Here is an 18,326-nt window from a genome sequence, read left to right as displayed (position 1 = left end):
TCTGTTACCGTTCGACTTGCATGTGTTAAGCCTGCCGCCAGCGTTCAATCTGAGCCATGATCAAACTCTTCAATTTAAAGTTTAATTTGCACCGAAGTGCGACTCAATATTACTGACTAAAACTAATCACCGAAGTGATTGGTTATTCTGAATTAATGAATTAATGAATTAATTCGTGTGTCACTAAGTATTGATGTTGCCTTACAAGTAAGGTCTTTGATTTTTTTGAAATCACATCAACAATAAGTGCCCACACAGATTGTTTGATTAAATTGTTAAAGAGCGTGCCTTTCGGCGAGGTGCGTATATTACGCCACCTTAAAACGATGTCAACGTTAATTTAAATTTCAAATCAAACATCTTTCGTTATTAGACTTGGTTAACTGCTTGCGCCGCATCCCGTGTCTGTGGGTGCGCATTATAGAGATTCGAATCTTCTTGGCAACACTTTATTTGCAAATAAACACTGACTGCTCACTTAATAACCGAAAAGTGTTTTTCTTCATTTATATGCATATGCCAGAGTATATATGCATATGCCAGGGTAGTTGATCTTTCATGAGTGATTTATGAACGATTTGGAACTGCATGGTAATTCGCTATAATCAGTTTCGTCGAAAATTTGAAACCAGCGTGCAGACGAGGCTTAAAACTAGTATAAAGAAACAACCCCCTAAATTTTAATGAAGAGGTTATAAATCTATTTTTTAATTGTACAAGGTTTTATCCCTGCCTCAGGATTCGACTACTAATTCAAGCAGCCTTGGAAATATAAGGCACAGTTTTAATCCGCCTTCTTCACAGTTTTCTGCTTCAATTTCTCCTTCTAACCTTTGAGTTACTAGATTGTAAGCCAGATGCAGCCCTAATCCCACACTGCCCTGATAACGGTTTGACGTATAAAAAGGTTCAAAGATCCGAGCAATCGGTTCAATATCCACGCCGCAGCCGTTATCAATAAAATACAGTTCAACTAAGCCGTTTTTCATACGGCAGTCTAGTTGTACCTTGGGCTGGAACTCAGCGCCTGTTTGTTTTTTAAATGCATGGGCTAATGCATTGCTAAAAAATACTGATAATACTTTTCTTAATATGCCGATATACGTTTGTACAAAAATTTCATCCCCGCTTATTTGTATCTCTATTCCGGCATCTTCCTGAGAATACAGCCATACATTGGCCAGCTGCTGCAGAAAACTTTTCAGTTCAAACTGCGTTACGCCTTCCGGTCCATGTTCAAGGGATAACTCTTTAAACATACTGACCAGGTCGCTGGAGCGTCGAACATTACTGCTGATCAAGGCGGCAGCTTTCGCCAGAGTTTCAAGCTGCGAGGTAAGCTCGCTTTTTGTGAGCGTCTCATTGTTAACCATAGTACTTAAGTTTGTCCCCGCCCCCTCAACCAGTCCCGCGGCTGTAACACAAATACCCAGCGGGGTATTCAGCTCGTGAGCAATGCCTGCTGTCAGCTGCCCCAAAGAGGCCATCTTTTCACTTTGCACTAAACGACTTTGGGTCTCGGTTAACGCGGCAAGTGTTGAATTTAATTCTTTATTTGTTTGACTTAACGCCTGGGTTCGTTCCTCTACCTTCTGCTCCAGCTGGATCTGATCAGTTATTACTTTTTCCGATAACTGCTCAAGTACCGCTGATATCTGCAGAAACTCAGAAAAGCGTAAACCTGATACATGATATTGATAATCCCCCTGGGAAAAAGCCTTAACCTGACTGATTAACTTAGCTATCTGTTGTCCCACCAGTCGGGTTATCAGTAACGAAATAAAGGAAACAAACAGTAATATGCTTCCTACAATTAGACTTAAACGCCATAGATCTTCAAAAACAATCGCTTTAAGATCTTCGGAAGGTTCAGTAATACGCAGAATGAAGGTTTTATCTGCCAGTTTAATCGCCGCATCCCAGCTCATAATATTGGAGTCAGCTTCATTCTCTTTTATTAAACCCGTGCTATAAAGTTTTACATCCTGCTCCAGCAGCTGCAGCCCGCCATTGTCCGATCGCCACTTTTCAAATATCTCACTGAAAAATTGATAGGGCTCAAGCGTTACCAGGCTTCCCACCACCTTAAATTTAGTACTGCCGTGCTGAGTTTCCTGAATTAACGGTAATACCATCACCATTATCCAGCTGTTTTTAATCCCCTCGGTTAAATTATTCTCATTCAAAGCGGCAACGACAGCAGGATCATTTATATTAAAAACTAACGGCTTAATAATCTGCTCTTGTTCAACCTGCTGCAGAAACGGCTCCACCCGGCTGGTTATCGACGCCAGTTTCACCTGCTCTGCAGCAATCGGGTATACCTCAACAGGCCAATGGTCACGGTCTAAAATATAGCTGGCGCTGGCCGTGGGGGAGCGGCCGATAAATTTTTTAAGCTGCACGCCGGCCTGGTAACCAAATACGGCAGAGGTGGGTGTAAGCCTGACATCCGGGGTTTGAGACAGACGCTCAAGAGAATTCAACTGCACCGCCAACTGCTGCTCCAGCAGCTCCGACTGCAGCTCTGCTCTATGGCTTAAACTGGCTAATACCTGCTCGCGTGACTGCTGAGCAACCTTATCCAGCAGCAGATAAGTAACAAGCACCGTAGGCAGCAGGGCCACTAAAATAATCACCAGCCAGAACAGCCTATAAAGACTGCTTGAGCCTAAATGAGATAAAATCCTCATAATACGCTTAAAACACATATGACCATTACTCGGCTCCGGGTTATTTTTCGCTTTGTGATTTTTGATAATCCCGCTCCGCAAATTTCTGCATATAGTCAGCAGCCTCTTTTGCAGAGGAAATACCAGCCATATAGCGTTCAAAACCTTTTCTCATTCCTAACCAGGCACTGGCCATAACAGGATCCGGCGGCATGGGACTTGCCTGTGCCAGTTGTTTTAATAACATCTTAATATTGTCACTGGCAGCCGCCTGCACATGTTTAAATGAATTCTGATTTACTGGTAAAAAACGCTGTTGTTCAAAAAGACGATCTTGAAAGTCACTGCTTTGAAAAAACAGCGCCAAGGCAGATAATGATTTTGCCTTCTCTCCTTCTAGCGAGTTGTTCGGAAACAGTAAACCTAGTGTGGAAAAAAGCGGTCGAAACGGCTTATCATCAATGGCCGGGATCAATGTAATGCCCAGGTTTTTACCAAGCGAACGCTCAAAATCTGCTAAGGCCCATTCCCCGTTAATGGAGTAAGCAAAACGCTGATCCTGAAAATCTTTCTGGGCACAATCATAATCACATGCAGGGGGGATTAAACCTGAATCAACGAGCTCCTTGTAAAAAATAAGCGCATCTACATATGCCGGTGAATTAAGAGAAAGTTTGCCGTTATTAAGAATGGAACCGCCTAAGGTCTCAGCAAAACCGCTGAACCAGTACATTTCATGGTAGTTCCAGCCGATAGGTTCAATACCTTTGGCTCTTAATTCAGGCGCTTGTGCTTTAAGTTCTTTCCAGCTTTCTGCCGGCTTCTGCACATATTTTTTGTTATAAAAAAGCATCAAATGATTACCGCTGATCACCGGCACGCCGTAATAATTTTCCTGATAGCGCATAGAAGCGGCGGCTTCCGGCATCAGCTCAGAACTCAATAGAGATGCAGGCAGTTTAGATAGTTTGATAATGGGGGCGAGAGACGCAAAATCCGAAGGTGCCAGGACTACATCGGGCAATGAATTGTTAAGCGCGCCTTTAATCAGCAGCTGTTTTAAATTATCGGTATGTACAAATACCAGATTAACTTTATAACCCGACTCCTGCTCAAACAGCTTTACCCCTTGTTTAAGCATCGGCTCTGCAGACTCACGGGCATGCACCATATTGATACTGTGCCGGCTTTCCTGAATGCTTACTTCTGCAGCGGCGGTTCCAGCAAAAATAAACACTAATAAAATTTGATAATATATTAACTTATAAAGAAAATTTTTCATAATAGCCTCTAAACATCTCCTTATTAGAAGTCTAGTAGAGCTTTGTTTATTTGATCTGAAAAATCAGCTAAACATTAGAAACGATGAGCTAGGCTATGACTAGCGGTATTTTTTAGCGTGAAAGTCCCCTCTTTTATGTTAAACAGCTGTGCACTTTCCCCCTGGCTGAATATAAAGATTAAATTTATAGTTTTATAATTAGTACCTAGCTATCTGATTTAGGTAACATAGCGCCCTTTCTTTTTTTCAGTTTTATTTTGAGTGGTATTTTATGACATTTTCTTTGGGTCAACGTTGGATCAGTGATGCAGAATCGGAGTTAGGATTAGGCACTATTGTCGCTTTAGAAGGGCGTATGTTGACATTATTATTTGCAGCTTCCGGCGAACAGCGCCTTTATTCTATCGAAGAAGCACCGATCACCCGTGTTCGTTTTAATATTGGTGACGAAATACTAAGTCATGAAGAATGGAAATTATTAGTTAGTGAAGTTAAGGAAAACGACAATCTAATTACCTATGTTGGTGTACGTGTAGATACTGGTGAACCATGCCAGTTAAAGGAAACCTTTTTAAACAACTTTATTAAGTTCAATAAACCTCAAGATAAACTTTTTGCCGGGCAGATAGATAAATTTGACCGTTTTATTCTGCGTTATAAAGCCCTCACTCATCAGCATCAGCAGCAGCAGTCTAATTTACGCGGTTTATTAGGCGCACGTGTGGATCTAATTCCCCACCAGTTTTATATTGCAGAAGAAGTCGGTAAACGTCATGCTCCGCGTATCTTATTAGCAGATGAGGTGGGTCTTGGTAAAACCATTGAAGCCGGATTAATTATTCATCAGCAGTTAATTACCGGCCGCGCAAAACGCGTATTAATCGTTCTGCCTGAAAATCTGCAGCACCAGTGGTTAGTTGAAATGATGCGCCGCTTTAATCTGCATTTCAGTATTTTCGATGACTCCCGCTGTAATGATGCTTATCTTGATGAAATTAACCCCTTTGAAACAGAACAGTTAGTTTTATGCAGCATTAACCTGTTACGTAAAAAGCAGCATTTTGAACATGTACTAGAAGCCGACTGGGATCTGTTGATCGTTGATGAAGCACATCACCTGATCTGGGATAAACAAAAGCCAAGCCGTGAATATCAAGTTGTTGAAGCGTTAGCAAATGATATTCCAGGTGTTTTACTTTTAACCGCAACACCGGAACAGCTCGGCCACGAAAGTCACTTTGCACGTCTGCGCCTTCTGGATCCTAATCGTTTCTATGATTACCAGGCGTTTGTTAATGAAGAAGCCGGTTACAAACCTGTCGTTAATGCCGTAAATCAGCTGGTTGATAATCAGCAGTTATCAGATGATGCTAAAAACAGTATAACTGAACTGCTTGGTGAACAAGATATTCAGCCGCTGCTTAGGGTTATTGATGATCTGTCTCTTGATGAAGATGAACGTCAGCAGGCAAAACATGAATTAATCAGTAACCTGTTAGACCGCCACGGTACCGGGCGTTTATTATTTCGTAATACCCGTTCTGCAATTAAAGGTTTTCCAAAACGCTGCTTAAAATCTATTGCACTGCAGCTGCCGGAGCAGTATAAAACCGCAATCAAAGTTTCAAAAATGCTGCCGTCAGGCACACTTGCAGAACAGGCTTTAACCGCACTGTATCCTGAGCAGACTTACCAGGCATTCGAAGGCACAAGCAGTAATTCCTGGTGTCAGTTTGATCCGCGTATCAACTGGATTATCGATCTGGCACAGCAGTTAAAAGATGAAAAAATATTAATTATTGCAGCTCAGGCTGAAACAGCTTTAGCGATTGAAGAAGCATTACGCACCCGGGAAGCTATCAAAGCAGCCGTTTTCCATGAAGGTTTATCACTGATCGAGCGTGATAAAGCCGCCGCCTATTTTGCGCAGGTCGAAGACGGTGCTCAGGTTATGGTTTGTTCTGAAATCGGTTCTGAAGGCCGTAACTTCCAGTTTGCTCATCATCTTGTGCTGTTTGATCTGCCGATTAACCCGGATTTATTAGAGCAGCGTATCGGTCGACTGGACCGCATCGGACAGCGTTGTGATATTCAGATTTATACTCCGTACTTAAAAGAGACTTCTCAAGAGTTCCTGCAGAGCTGGTATGAACAGGGCCTGAACGCCTTTACCCAGACAACACCAACCGGCCACACAGTTTACGAGCTGGTTAAAGATGATCTGATTAAGCTCCTGGCAACCGGTGAAAACAGTGACGGGGAATTTGATAAATTAATTCAGACCACCCGCAGTACCAACCAGACACTTAAAACCCAGCTTGAACAGGGCCGTGATAAACTGCTGGAAATCAATTCAAGCGGTTTACTGCATGAAAGCGATCTGCTTGACGATCTGACTGAACTGGATCAACTGCCTGATTTCACTCAGTTTGCCCTGCAGCTGTTTGATGTTGTTGGTGTACAGCAGGAAGATCAAAGTGAACACTGCCTGGTACTTCGCCCTACCCCGCATATGTTAAGCAGTGATTACCCGGGATTAAGCGAAGAAGGTGCAACAGTAACCTTTAACCGCCGGACAGCATTAAGCCGTGACGACGTACAGTATTTAAGCTGGGAACATCCGATGATCACCGGCGGTATGGAGATGGTATTAAGCTCAGATACAGGTACAACATCCGTTTCTATTCTTAAAAACAATTCACTGCCGCCCGCGTCAACTTTCCTGGAACTTATTTATGTTGTTGAAGCACTGAATACCGATAATGCACAGCTGAGCCGTTTCCTGCCGACAACGCCGATTCGCTTACTGCTGGATAAAAATGCTAAAGATCTTGGACAAAATGTTACTTTTGACAGCTTTAACCGTCAGCTGTCACCGGTTAACCGCCATATCAGCCGTAAAATTGCCAATACATCACAAGCTCTGATCCACCAGCTGATTAAAGACTCCCTGCCGACAGCACAGTCATTAATGGCCGATATTTTAGCGCAGGCTAAGCAGAATATGCAGCAGACACTGCAGCAGGAGCGCGATCGTCTGCAGGCATTACAGGCTGTCAATCCGAATATTCGTGAAGAAGAGATTCAGTTTATTCGCGATCAGCAGGCTGACTTTGAACAGATCTTAGATCAGACCCAGCTAAAACTAGATGCGATTAGATTTATTGTTTCAACTCATACATAAAAAGTAATATAACGATAATCTATATAAAGAGGAGTCCGCTCCTCTTTTTTATTAACCAAGAAATAGAGCCGACATGCCGAATTTTGTTTACAATCCGCCGCAGACCCCCTACCTGGATATTATTTATCAGGATCAAGATATTGTTGTCTTAAATAAACCCTATGGTTTATTAAGTGTACCGGGACGTGAGAAAAAACACTGGGACAGCCTGGCACTGCGTATTTTACGCGTCTGGCCGGATGCATGTGTCGTACACAGATTAGATATGGCAACATCGGGCATTATCATTTTAGCGATGCGTAAATCAGCACAAAGCCATATGGGCCGTCAGTTCCAGCAGAAAGTTATAGATAAAACCTATTACGCTCGTGTTGAAGGCATTATCAAACAAGACTCAGGCATCGTTGACCTGCCGATCCGCTGCGACTGGGAAAACAGGCCGCGCCAGATTGTCGATTTTGATCAGGGAAAAAGTTCACAAACCGAGTGGACTGTAGTTAAACGAGAAAAAATGACCACTCTGGTATGTTTAAAACCCTTAACCGGACGTACCCATCAGCTGCGTGTGCATATGCAGGCTCTTGGCCATCCGATTGTCGGTGATGAATTTTATGCTACAGAATTTGGCAGGAAACTGTCACCGACACGTTTAGCACTGCATGCGGCCAGTATTACTTTAACTCACCCGAGCAGTGAGGAAAGAATTACTTTTAACTGTCCGCCCCCGTTTGCAGATATTTAAGAACACGATATAAAAGAAGATTAATCAGCGGCTGATATCGCCGGCCGCTCCCTTTTTGTCTTTTGCTGACCTTCATTGCAAACTACTAAACACCAGCACGAACCTCGTAAATTAACAACAAAACCGCCTATATTTTATGTTTTCTTAATAATTAAAGACTGGATATAGCCTTTTGCTATATCAAGTAGCAAAATTGTTGCAAAAATCGCTCTATTTTAGAGTGAAAACAGTAGCCGAACGCATATTTATTCACTAATATTTACCTCCAATTTTATTGTTGTAAAAAAACAACATATATTGCACAACGCTATCATTACGGCTCACAGAGAGAGTATTTGTTTCTGTGTATTGATATAAATAAAAAGGGAAAAATGATCCAGATCTATTTTTCCCTTTTTATTGTACGTAAAATCGACCAATCATAATAACAAGCGATCACGGACTTAACTATGCAAATAGGTATACCTAGAGAGATCCAAGAGAATGAAAACCGCGTAGCAGCAACTCCAAAAACAGTTGAGTTACTGATCAAGCAGGGTTTCACTTTTCTTGTAGAAACAAACGCCGGAACAGCTGCAAGCTTTTCTGATCAAGCATATCAGGATTCAGGCGCCGAAATCGGCACTGATAATACTCTGGTATGGCAGTCAGACATTATCTTTAAAGTTAATGCGCCTACCGATACTGAAATTGAACAAATAAAAGAAGGGGCAACTCTGGTTAGTTTTATCTGGCCGGCACAAAACCCTGAACTGCTGAAAAAGCTGACAGCTAAAAAAATCAGCGTGATCGCAATGGATTCAGTACCTCGTACCTCGCGCGCACAGGCACTTGATGCCCTAAGCTCGATGGCGAATATCGCCGGTTACCGTGCGGTTATTGAATCTGCGAACCAGTTCGGCCGTTTCTTCACTGGTCAAATTACCGCGGCAGGTAAAGTGCCGCCGGCAAAAGTACTGATTATCGGTGCCGGTGTTGCAGGTCTTGCAGCCCTTGGTGCAGCCGGCAGCCTAGGTGCAATCGTACGTGCATTTGATACTCGCCCTGAAGTTAAAGAGCAGGTTGAAAGTATGGGTGCTGAGTTCCTGGTTGTAGACTACCAGGAAGAAGAAGAAGTCAGCTCTGACGGTTATGCTAAAACCATGAGTGCCGGTTATCAGGCTGCACAGGCTGAAATGATGGCTGAGCAGGCTAAAGATGTTGATATCATCATTACAACTGCACTTATCCCGGGTAAACCTGCACCGCTTCTGATCACTGAAGAGATGATCGCTTCAATGAAAGACGGCAGTGTGATTGTTGATCTAGCGGCACAGGCCGGCGGCAACGCGGCTTTAACTGTTAAAGATGAGATCTTCCAGACAGAAAACGGCGTGAAAATCATTGGTTACACTGATTTACCAAGCCGCTTACCAACACAGTCAAGTCAGCTGTATGCAACAAACTTAGTTAACTTGATGAAGCTGCTTTGTAAAGACAAAGACGGTACTATTGATATCGACTTTGAAGATGAAGTAGTTCGCGGTGCAACTGTTGTAAAAGACGGTGAAATTTCATGGCCGCCGCCGGCAATTAACGTAAGCGCAGCGCCAGCTCCAAAAGCTGCAGAAGTTAAAGAAGCCGTTGTGGTTGAAGAAAAACCAGCAAACAAGTGGATCAAACCTGCACTTGCGGTTGTGGCAGCTGGATTATTCGGCTGGTTAGCAAGTGTTGCTCCAACAGACTTCCTGGCACATTTCACAGTATTTATGCTGGCATGTATCGTAGGTTACGGTGTTGTCTGGAATGTTGCTCATTCTCTGCATACACCGCTTATGAGTGTAACAAATGCAATCAGCGGTATCATCATTATCGGTGCCCTGCTTCAGGTCGGCAGTGACAGCACAGTTGTTACTATGTTATCTACGATTGCGATACTGATCGCGACAATCAACATAGTCGGCGGTTTTACCGTGACACACCGTATGTTGAAAATGTTCCAGAAGGATAAATAACCATGTCTCAAGGATTAATTACTGCTGCATACATCATTGCAGCCATCCTGTTTATCGGCAGCCTTAACGGCTTAAGCAGTCAAGAAAGTGCTAAACGTGGTAACGTCTTCGGCATCATAGGCATGATCATCGCGGTGATTGCCACCATTGCCAGCGCACAGGTTTCCGGTTTAGGTTACATTACTGTCGCAATGGCTGTCGGCGCAGGTATCGGTGTACGTTTAGCATTAAAAGTTGAAATGACTTCAATGCCTGAACTTATCGCAGTTCTGCACAGCTTTGTTGGTCTGGCGGCTGTCTTTATCGGCTTCAACTCATATATTGACCACGGCGTTCTATTAGGCGCGGCTAAAACAATTCACGACGTTGAAGTATTCCTGGGGATCTTTATCGGTGCGGTAACCTTTACCGGTTCAATTGTTGCCTTTGGTAAACTAAGCGGTAAAGTGAACAGCTCTGCATTATCGCTGCCGGGGAAAAACTGGATCAATATCGCAGCCCTCACAGCTTCAGCTTTATTATTAGTCAGCTTTGTAAGCGGTGATTTAGGCTTAACTGCATTAATCATTATGACAGTAATTGCATTAGCATTCGGCTGGCACTTAGTCGCATCAATTGGTGGTGCGGATATGCCGGTTGTTGTTTCAATGCTTAACTCATACTCAGGCTGGGCAGCGGCGGCGACAGGTTTCATGCTGGCAAACGACCTGCTGATCATCACTGGTGCATTAGTAGGTTCTTCAGGTGCAATCCTTTCTTACATTATGTGTAAAGCAATGAACCGTTCATTTATCAGCGTTATTCTAGGCGGCTTTGGTAACGAAGAGTTTGTACAGGAAGGCGGCGAAGAATACGGCGAGCATTTTGAGACCAGCGCACAAGAAGTTGCTGACTCATTAGCTGCTGCTAAAAATGTAATTATCGTACCAGGTTACGGTATGGCGGTTGCACAGGCACAGTACCCGGTTGCTGAGCTGACTAAACGTTTACGCGATAAAGGTAAAAATGTGCGTTTTGGTATCCACCCTGTTGCAGGACGTTTACCTGGCCATATGAACGTATTATTAGCCGAGTCTAAAGTACCTTACGATATCGTATTAGAGATGGATGAGATCAACGATGATTTCCCTGAAACTGACGTGGTACTGGTAATCGGCGCTAACGATACAGTTAACCCTGCGGCTAATGAGCCGGGTACTCCTATCTCAGGTATGCCGGTCTTAAGCGTTTGGGAGTCAGAAAAAGTAGTTATCTTTAAACGTTCAATGGGTGCTGGTTATGCCGGCGTACAAAACCCGTTATTCTTTAAAGAAAACTCTGAAATGCTTCTAGGTGATGCAAAAGCTTCGGTGGATGCGATACTTTCTAATCTGTAATCAGCACTCTCTGCAGATAAAAGGCGCTCTTTAGCGCCTTTTTTATTGCCTGAAATAATTCAGTGACTTAGCTTATAAATTTAGCGCAGGCTTTAAGCTGACGGTTTACTATCTGTTATAAATAAACTCTATTTAAATAAGCGAGAAAGATTCTCTATGCTGGAGCTCATTTTTATTCTTATTATTACTGCGGCTGGACTTGCGGGCATTATTGAAGGGAATAAATTTCATAAGAAAAAGGTTAAAAATACCATACTGCGCGGCATGCAGAAACAAAGCAGCCAAAAGCAGCAGATTCAGCAGAATAAAATTCACCAGCTGGATAAACACTTTTCTACTGCACTGATCAGCAGCCGTGTTGAACATGCTTTTTATATTATCAAACAGGCCTGGTCTGAGCAGGATATCTCCTCTGCCCGTGCTTTTATCAGTGACGGTATCAGCGAGTCATTTCAGATTCAGTTTGAGATACAAAAAAAACAAAACCGCCGTCGTAGAATAAAAAATCTGACCATCAGCTGCTGCGAATTAGTTGGAGTAGAAGCAGATAAACACTTTGAAACACTGCATTTTAAAATTACATCACGAGCAGGTTATCCAGTCGAACAGACAGGAGACAATAAACACACAGACAGCCAGATCCCGTTAACAGTTAAAACTGAATATTTAACTTATGTGCGCTTACCCGGTGTGCAGACCCGCACACAGCCGGGATTAATAGAAGGAAGCTGTCCTAACTGCGGGAGCACCTTACAGCTTAGCCAGTCTGCACAATGTCAGGCCTGTTTATCCCTGGTTAGTTCCGGCGAATACGACTGGATTTTAGCTAAAATAACCCAGGAAGCGCAGTGGCGTTTTCAGAATGCAAAACGTCAGATAAGCGGTGTCTGTGATTATCAGGTTGTCGATCCTGCTTTTAATATCCCGCTGATTGAAGATCGGGTGAGTTCAGTTTTCTGGCGGCTGCAGAAGGCCTGGTTAATGCAGGACAGCGCCCCGCTTCTCTCAGTTGCCCATCCGAGTTATATCGAAAAATTCAACCAGCAGTCATCTGAACACTTCTTTGATAATGTTCAGCTCGGCCTGTGCGAAGTAAGTAAAGTACAGTTTGCTGAAGAGTTTGACAAAGTGTACCTGTTAGTAAAATGGCAGGGTAATAAGGTTTCACATAAAGGAAAAATGTCAGCCGCCGCCGGATATTATGCGCATCACCTGACTATGATAAGAAAGTCAGGTGTTAAAAGCGACATCAAAAAAGGCCTGCACTCTTTACACTGTTACGGCTGCGGTGCACCGCAAAGCGATAATTATCAGGACTGCTGTGAGTACTGCGGCAGTCGTTTTAACCAGGGTGAGCAGGACTGGATTTTACAAGACTTTACCCCGCATCTTGAACATATTGTTAAGATTAAAGGTCAAGAATTTGCAATAGCAGAAACAACGCAGATCAAAAGTGATCGTATTTTTGATCCCGTCTCACTGTTATCGGGGTTAGTCTTAGTTTTATTTGCCGACGGCAGAGTTGATGACCAGGAGAAACAGCTGCTGGAGCAGTTTGTTAAGAACCGCCGTATTCCGCAGCAGGTATTAGACGGGATCATTCAGGCGGCCGAAAACGGACAGTTAGATATGCTCACCCCGGACGAAACTCTAGATGCCTCTGACTGGTTAGATAAGCTGATTGAGATGTGCTTAGCTGACGGTCAGGTCTGCACAGAGGAACGTAAACTATTATTACAGTTTGGTGAAAAATTTAATATTTTAGCCATTGATATTAATCTGCGCATTAAACGTAAACGTCAGCAATTATATCAGCAGAACCGACAGACTTTAAAATCGACACATATTAATAATTAGGGATAAATAATGAATATAATTGATCGCGTCAAATACGATGGTCCCGGTGATGTTTTTGCCTGGCGCTGGCCCCATGACAGTCTGGTCTGGGGAACACAGGTTATTGTTAATCAGGCACAGGAGGTGGTCTTTTATAAAGACGGTAAAGCACTTGATGTGCTCGGCCCCGGCCGTCACACACTAAAATCTGCAAATATCCCGTTATTAGAGCATCTGGTTAATATCCCTTTTGATAACCTCTCTCCCTTCGCTGCAGAAGTGTATTACGTTAATAAAGCCGTTAACCTGGATATGAAATGGGGGACGCAGGAGCCGATTCCGATTTTAGAGCCGCTTTATAATGTTTACATCCCGTTGCGTGCCTTCGGACAGTTCGGCATAAAGATTACCGACGCTAAGAAGTTTGTTACCACGCTAGTGGGAACCCTTGATGAATTCGATGCTGAGCAGATTATTAACTATTTCCGCGGGCATCTGATGAGCCGCATAAAGGACTTTATCTCCGAGAAGGTCATTAACGATAAAATATCCGTGCTTAATATCAGCGCACATCTAAATGAAATGTCGGCGACTCTGCAGCATGATATCAGTGCTGAATTTAACCGTTTCGGCATTGAAATCGTTAATTTTTATTTAAACTCAATAAACGTGCCCCAGGATGATGACAGCGTAAAACGTTTAAAAGAGATACTGGCCAAAAAAGCTGAGTTTGATATTTACGGTGAAACCTATAACACAGTCAAAATGTTTGATGTCGCGGAAAAAGCGGCCGCTAATGAAGGTGCTGGCGGTGTTGCTGGAGCAGGTGTCGGCATGGGAGTTGGTTTCGGTATAGGTAATCAGATGATGAATATGAACTCAGCATTAACGGCAGGTGAGCAGAGCACTATTAAAACAGGAGCCTCCTGCCCTTCTTGTCAACAAACTGTTCCGCAGGGCGCAAAATTCTGCCCCAACTGCGGCGGCGAGCAGGCCCAGGCAAAGCAGTTCTGTACGGACTGCGGCACAGAGAAACCGCTGAATGCTAAATTCTGTCCCGGCTGCGGTAAAAAACAATAAGCAGGAAAGGCATTCTGAACTGCCTGAAAGCAGAAATTCAGGCAGTTCATCCTGACTAATTTAATACCCTTTTAATAAATTCAGCCGCCGCTTCTACTGCTTTATGCAGATGCTGCTGATGGCTGAACCCGCTTTTGATCCGCGGTTTCAAATCATGGCTGCCGTCTGCAAGCCATAACCATTCAATATCAGCCGGCAGTCCGTAACTGTTCACCTCTTCTTTACTCCCCATAGTGTCTCGTTCACCTTGAATAATTAATATATCCTGTTTAATTAACGGAAAATGTTCGGTTCTAAGTTTTTCAGGTTTACCGCTTGGGTGAAAGGGAAAACCTAAACAGGTTATGCCTTTTATATTTTCTGCATTGCGGCAGCCGCTGACAAGCTGTGAAGCAGCCAGGGTTGCCATGCGCCCGCCCATTGATTTACCGCCGATCACCATAGGTTGATCAAACTGCTCCAGCAGCTCAACAAACTGTGCTGTTAACTTCGGCGCCCGTTCCGGCGGACGACGGGTACCGTTATCAACCCGCTGCTGCATATACGGGAAATTAAAGCGCACTACACGAATCCCCTGCTCAGCAAGCCCTTCGGCAATAATTTCCATAAAATCAGAATCAGCAGGTGCTCCTGCACCATGAGCAAAAACAAATAAAGGCCCGTCAAGCGGGCCGTTGTAGATTAGATTCATTGTTATCCAACAATTTAAATTAATATAAAAGTATAATGCTCAGCAGAGTTTAGATGGTCAAGGTTTAAAATCTTAGATTTATATTCAACAGCCGTTCTTTTCTCTGTCAGCAGAAGTACTGATCTTAACTGCCTCAGCCTGCTGAGTAACGATAGAAAATGAAAAAAATGTGCAGCAGGCTGTAGCATTACGACTTCTATTTTGCCAAAATCAAAGCACAGATAAATCAACACCTTATTCTCACGATAATTTCCTATTAATTATAAATAAAAGGCATACCCTTCCGTTATTACAGTACACAGCAGTAGTTGCTCCTTACCACTCTATTCAGGAATTAAACATGGCAGATCCCTTAGAGCTCAATATCAATTCTATTTTAAAACCCGGTAACAGTTTTCAGCCGCCCTCCGTCTGTTCTAGAGAATTTGCCAAGTGGACAAAAACCCTGCATACGGCCTTTAAAGGGAACAAAATAAAAGCAACACCTTATCTGCAGAGAGGCATTGATATTGTCTACTCTAATCTTGAAGCGATGAAACACAGGCACCATAAGAAACTAAGTGAAAGCTATGGTTATGGTGCATTTGATGTGACCAATGATCCGGTATGGATGGTTCTGTGCAGTCAGATTAGAGTACATTTCAGCAAAATAATAAGGGAGGTCCGTCCAAGTAGAACTCCGCTGGAAAATATCCGCTTTAAATGTATTAACCGCACCACCTATAATTTTTTGCTGCAGCAGATAAAACTCATTGAATCGCTGCAGACAAATATTGTTCAAAGCGGTGAGTTAGGGCGTATACAGCTTGAAGTGATTGATGCTCAACTTGACAGTCTGAAAAGTTTGTACGACCAGAAAGAGAGCATGGATAATAATGTCTGGCAGATCCTCAACGACCAGCATAAACGCAGTTTATATACAGCGATCTGCCATAAAGGTTTCAAGACAGGTTATGAAGATAAAGCTTCGGCAAAAGACGGCGCACTGAGCACCGAAAATACTCTGGACCTTTTTGCTGAAGCCAAAATTAAGATAAAACGTACCTGGGACTTTAAGAACATTATCCGTAATGAAGTCGATATACAGGCCGGATTTGAAGCGCGAGTCAAAGGAAAAATGGGCATGCACGCAAAATTCGGCGGCAACGGCGGTGCAACTGTCACCCAGGGACGGGCCGGCAAGCCGGAAATCGGCATCACAGGCAATGCAGGTGTCAGCCAGGTTCTGGCAAAAGAAACAAACTTTTCACAAGCCGAGCTGGAAAACCGTAACGGCTTTGCACCTATGCAGCTGGTTCCAGGTATCGATATCGGAGTCAATCTTGAGCTGGCTGCAAAATGCGGCCTGGTAGTTGAAGTCAGCCATGAACTGAGTATCGGGCAGTTATTTGCTCTGCAGAGCGAAGCATCCTTATTTGTCGGCGCAGAAGTTAAAGCACAGGTAAACGGAGCATTCAACAGCAGCAATATTCTCGGGGCTGATGAATTTATTGTCGGCAGTATCGGCGGCAGTGCGTTTATTGGTGCTAAAGCCAAGGGCTCGGTGACAGCTGTTTTTAAGGCGCGCAGTATTGATGCGGCACGCTTTAAAATTGAAGGGGCGGTGAGTGCCGGTGCAGGAATAAACGCGAAGGTTGAAGCGGTTGTCCGCGGCAGCGGCGACCTTAAAGTAAGAATGGCTGCAGGTGTGACAGCCGGCATCGGTACTGATTTTGATACAGAAACTATGGTTAACCCTATGCTCCTTAAAATTCTGTTATGGGATAAATTAGCCAGCCACTTAACCAGCAAAGCCTATCAGAAACGTAAAAATGAAAAGTATGACCGCAGTGTAAACAGAGTGGCACTTTGCCGTTGTCAGGATAAAGCTCTCACTTACATGGCGATATTAGATCAAAGCTACCAGCATCTTGGCGAAGAGTTATGGCGGATTTCCGTTGTCACTGACTTTACAAAATCCGATATCGAAGGCATGCGCGGCACTCTGCCGAGTCTGTTCAGACCGCCGGAACTTGAACAGGCCTACCTCGACTCGACTGATAACAGCGATGATGCGCTGACCAATGCCCAGGCCGGGGTGGAAAGAGCGGCGAATACACGCTTTAAAGAAAAACAGGGAGCGAAAAAGAAATCAAGCGCAGCAGCCAAACTGGGCAGCTTACTGGTCTTAGAGCCCCAGGTTTAATCTTCGTAAATTCAAAACACAGGGAAGCTTTAAACTTAAGCTCCCTGTGTTTATTGTATTTCCCGTTAATCATCACTGTAAAAATGCTGCTAATCGAATGAAATTCATACACTATTTAACAGATTGACACTCAAACCCCGCCCTTACTGGATTTTTTGCAGTCCGGCCTCTACAATGCGCGACAATTTTTATTCCTATATTTGCGAACAAAGATCATAACCTTTGATTTTACAGACAAATATTATCACTTAGATGAATCATGCCATGAGTAATTTACAAAAAAGACGTATTCGCCATGCAAAAGGCCCTTTTGCAATGACCGTGGTATACAGCTTTACTGGCGCGGCAATTTTAGCTTCCATTATTTTTTCCCTGCTGCTTTTTCTGTCGATAGACGATGATCCGTGGATGAAAGTTTTATTCGGCTCTCTGGCGGTTATTTTTGAATTAGGCAAGTTTTTTGCCTGGTATGAATTCGGCGAACGCATGGCAAGGCGGCATTTAACAGCGGCCCTTTCCGCATTTACTTTTTATTCAATTTTAGCAGCCATCTCAATCGGCGGCAGTATCGGCGGCATTAACAGTGCAACAAATACAGCACAGCGTCATGTGGATGTGCAGCAGAGTAAAGTTCATGCCTTTGATTTACAGATTGCCGCCATTGACAAGCAGATTGATTTAAACAACATAGCAGCTGAGAAATATATTACCCTGAACCGAATTGCTACAGGCGTTGCCCGCATTCAAAAAGAGAACGCCAAACTTCGTCAGCAGCAGGTTGAACTGGCAGTGCAGAGAGATAATTTACCCGTTGCCAGCCAGGGCTCGGTATTCGGGCTGATCGGCAGCCTGGCCGACGGCCTTAATACCACTCCTGTGACAGCGCAGCTGGGATTAGTGATCTTTTTATCGGTATTACTGGATCTTTTTGCAGCCTTTTTTGTCGGATTAATCGGCGAAGAGCTTAGATTTACCCGTACGACAGCAGCCGTAAAAAAACAAAGTGAACAGGCTGCGCAGACACCTCAGGCAGCACAGCCGATAGAGTCTAATGAACAACACAACGAAACCAGGATAGAGATATCACGTCCCGATATACTGTTTCAAAAAGCACTGGACATCCTGCTTACTGGTGATGTCCGCTGCAGTAAAAAAGCAGTTGCCGATAAACTTGATATCAGCAGTGAAGAGGTTAACCACATCTTTCACGCCCTGCTGGAAAAAGGTTTTGTCACCCAGAAACCTAACCGTCACTTCACCTGGCAGGGGGAGCAGGCCTGACCG

Annotated in this window: 11 protein-coding genes and 1 rRNA gene; 8 read left to right on the top strand and 4 right to left on the bottom strand. The window is 43.7% G+C overall.

Annotated elements, in window-relative coordinates; genetic code table 11:
* The 3 genes from G337_RS0113650 to G337_RS0113640 all read right to left on the bottom strand — a co-directional run.
* A 16S ribosomal RNA gene (locus G337_RS0113650) occupies positions 1 to 76 on the bottom strand; the annotation flags it as partial.
* Between the two features lie 658 nt (positions 77 to 734).
* Positions 735 to 2,693, bottom strand: coding sequence for a sensor histidine kinase (locus G337_RS0113645; protein ID WP_028864392.1), 1,959 nt, complete (start codon positions 2,691 to 2,693; stop codon positions 735 to 737).
* A 40-nt stretch (positions 2,694 to 2,733) separates the two neighbouring features.
* A complete protein-coding gene (locus G337_RS0113640; RefSeq protein WP_028864391.1) occupies positions 2,734 to 3,954 on the bottom strand; it encodes a sugar ABC transporter substrate-binding protein in 1,221 nt (406 codons plus the stop codon).
* Positions 3,955 to 4,225: 271 nt separating this feature from the next.
* Between G337_RS0113640 and rapA the strand changes: the two genes are divergently transcribed.
* The 6 genes from rapA (at position 4,226) to G337_RS0113610 (ending at position 14,166) form a co-directional block, all read left to right on the top strand.
* A complete protein-coding gene (gene rapA / locus G337_RS0113635; protein WP_028864390.1) occupies positions 4,226 to 7,138 on the top strand; it encodes an RNA polymerase-associated protein RapA in 2,913 nt (970 codons plus the stop codon).
* Between the two features lie 73 nt (positions 7,139 to 7,211).
* The gene (locus tag G337_RS0113630; protein ID WP_028864389.1) at positions 7,212 to 7,880 is read left to right on the top strand and encodes an RluA family pseudouridine synthase; all 669 of its coding nucleotides are present in this window, start codon (positions 7,212 to 7,214) and stop codon (positions 7,878 to 7,880) included.
* 449 nt (positions 7,881 to 8,329) lie between these two features.
* A complete protein-coding gene (locus G337_RS0113625; RefSeq protein WP_028864388.1) occupies positions 8,330 to 9,874 on the top strand; it encodes a Re/Si-specific NAD(P)(+) transhydrogenase subunit alpha in 1,545 nt (514 codons plus the stop codon).
* Between the two features lie 2 nt (positions 9,875 to 9,876).
* Positions 9,877 to 11,250, top strand: coding sequence for a Re/Si-specific NAD(P)(+) transhydrogenase subunit beta (gene pntB / locus G337_RS0113620; protein ID WP_028864387.1), 1,374 nt, complete (start codon positions 9,877 to 9,879; stop codon positions 11,248 to 11,250).
* Between the two features lie 156 nt (positions 11,251 to 11,406).
* Complete coding sequence (locus G337_RS0113615; RefSeq protein WP_028864386.1) at positions 11,407 to 13,107, top strand: tellurite resistance TerB family protein; 1,701 nt, start codon at positions 11,407 to 11,409, stop codon at positions 13,105 to 13,107.
* 9 nt (positions 13,108 to 13,116) lie between these two features.
* A complete protein-coding gene (locus G337_RS0113610; protein ID WP_028864385.1) occupies positions 13,117 to 14,166 on the top strand; it encodes an SPFH domain-containing protein in 1,050 nt (349 codons plus the stop codon).
* 55 nt (positions 14,167 to 14,221) lie between these two features.
* On the opposite strand, the gene G337_RS0113605 is transcribed toward G337_RS0113610, so the two are convergent.
* Positions 14,222 to 14,857, bottom strand: coding sequence for an alpha/beta fold hydrolase (locus tag G337_RS0113605; RefSeq protein WP_028864384.1), 636 nt, complete (start codon positions 14,855 to 14,857; stop codon positions 14,222 to 14,224).
* 340 nt (positions 14,858 to 15,197) lie between these two features.
* On the opposite strand from G337_RS0113605, the gene G337_RS0113595 reads away from it, so the two are divergent.
* Together G337_RS0113595 and G337_RS0113590 are read left to right on the top strand one after the other, a co-directional pair.
* Positions 15,198 to 17,042 (top strand): hypothetical protein, encoded by a 1,845-nt coding sequence (locus G337_RS0113595; protein WP_028864383.1) that lies wholly within the window; start codon positions 15,198 to 15,200, stop codon positions 17,040 to 17,042.
* Positions 17,043 to 17,306: 264 nt separating this feature from the next.
* On the top strand, positions 17,307 to 18,323 hold the full coding sequence (locus G337_RS0113590; RefSeq protein WP_028864382.1) for a hypothetical protein: 1,017 nt from the start codon (positions 17,307 to 17,309) through the stop codon (positions 18,321 to 18,323).
* Positions 18,324 to 18,326 lie beyond the last annotated feature (3 nt).

It is taken from the genome of Psychromonas aquimarina ATCC BAA-1526 (assembly GCF_000428725.1).
Lineage (GTDB): Bacteria > Pseudomonadota > Gammaproteobacteria > Enterobacterales > Psychromonadaceae > Psychromonas > Psychromonas aquimarina.
The sequence above is the reverse complement of the archived record's forward strand: the minus strand, read 5'-3'. Positions and strand labels throughout refer to the sequence as shown.

Coding starts and splice junctions, on each gene's coding strand:
- G337_RS0113590 (WP_028864382.1), top strand. CDS start 17,307: ATGAGTAATTTACAAAAAAGACGTATTCGCCATGCAAAAGGCCCTTTT.
- rapA (WP_028864390.1), top strand. CDS start 4,226: ATGACATTTTCTTTGGGTCAACGTTGGATCAGTGATGCAGAATCGGAG.
- G337_RS0113605 (WP_028864384.1), bottom strand. CDS start 14,857: ATGAATCTAATCTACAACGGCCCGCTTGACGGGCCTTTATTTGTTTTT.
- G337_RS0113630 (WP_028864389.1), top strand. CDS start 7,212: ATGCCGAATTTTGTTTACAATCCGCCGCAGACCCCCTACCTGGATATT.
- G337_RS0113640 (WP_028864391.1), bottom strand. CDS start 3,954: ATGAAAAATTTTCTTTATAAGTTAATATATTATCAAATTTTATTAGTG.
- G337_RS0113595 (WP_028864383.1), top strand. CDS start 15,198: ATGGCAGATCCCTTAGAGCTCAATATCAATTCTATTTTAAAACCCGGT.
- G337_RS0113610 (WP_028864385.1), top strand. CDS start 13,117: ATGAATATAATTGATCGCGTCAAATACGATGGTCCCGGTGATGTTTTT.
- G337_RS0113645 (WP_028864392.1), bottom strand. CDS start 2,693: ATGAGGATTTTATCTCATTTAGGCTCAAGCAGTCTTTATAGGCTGTTC.
- G337_RS0113625 (WP_028864388.1), top strand. CDS start 8,330: ATGCAAATAGGTATACCTAGAGAGATCCAAGAGAATGAAAACCGCGTA.
- pntB (WP_028864387.1), top strand. CDS start 9,877: ATGTCTCAAGGATTAATTACTGCTGCATACATCATTGCAGCCATCCTG.
- G337_RS0113615 (WP_028864386.1), top strand. CDS start 11,407: ATGCTGGAGCTCATTTTTATTCTTATTATTACTGCGGCTGGACTTGCG.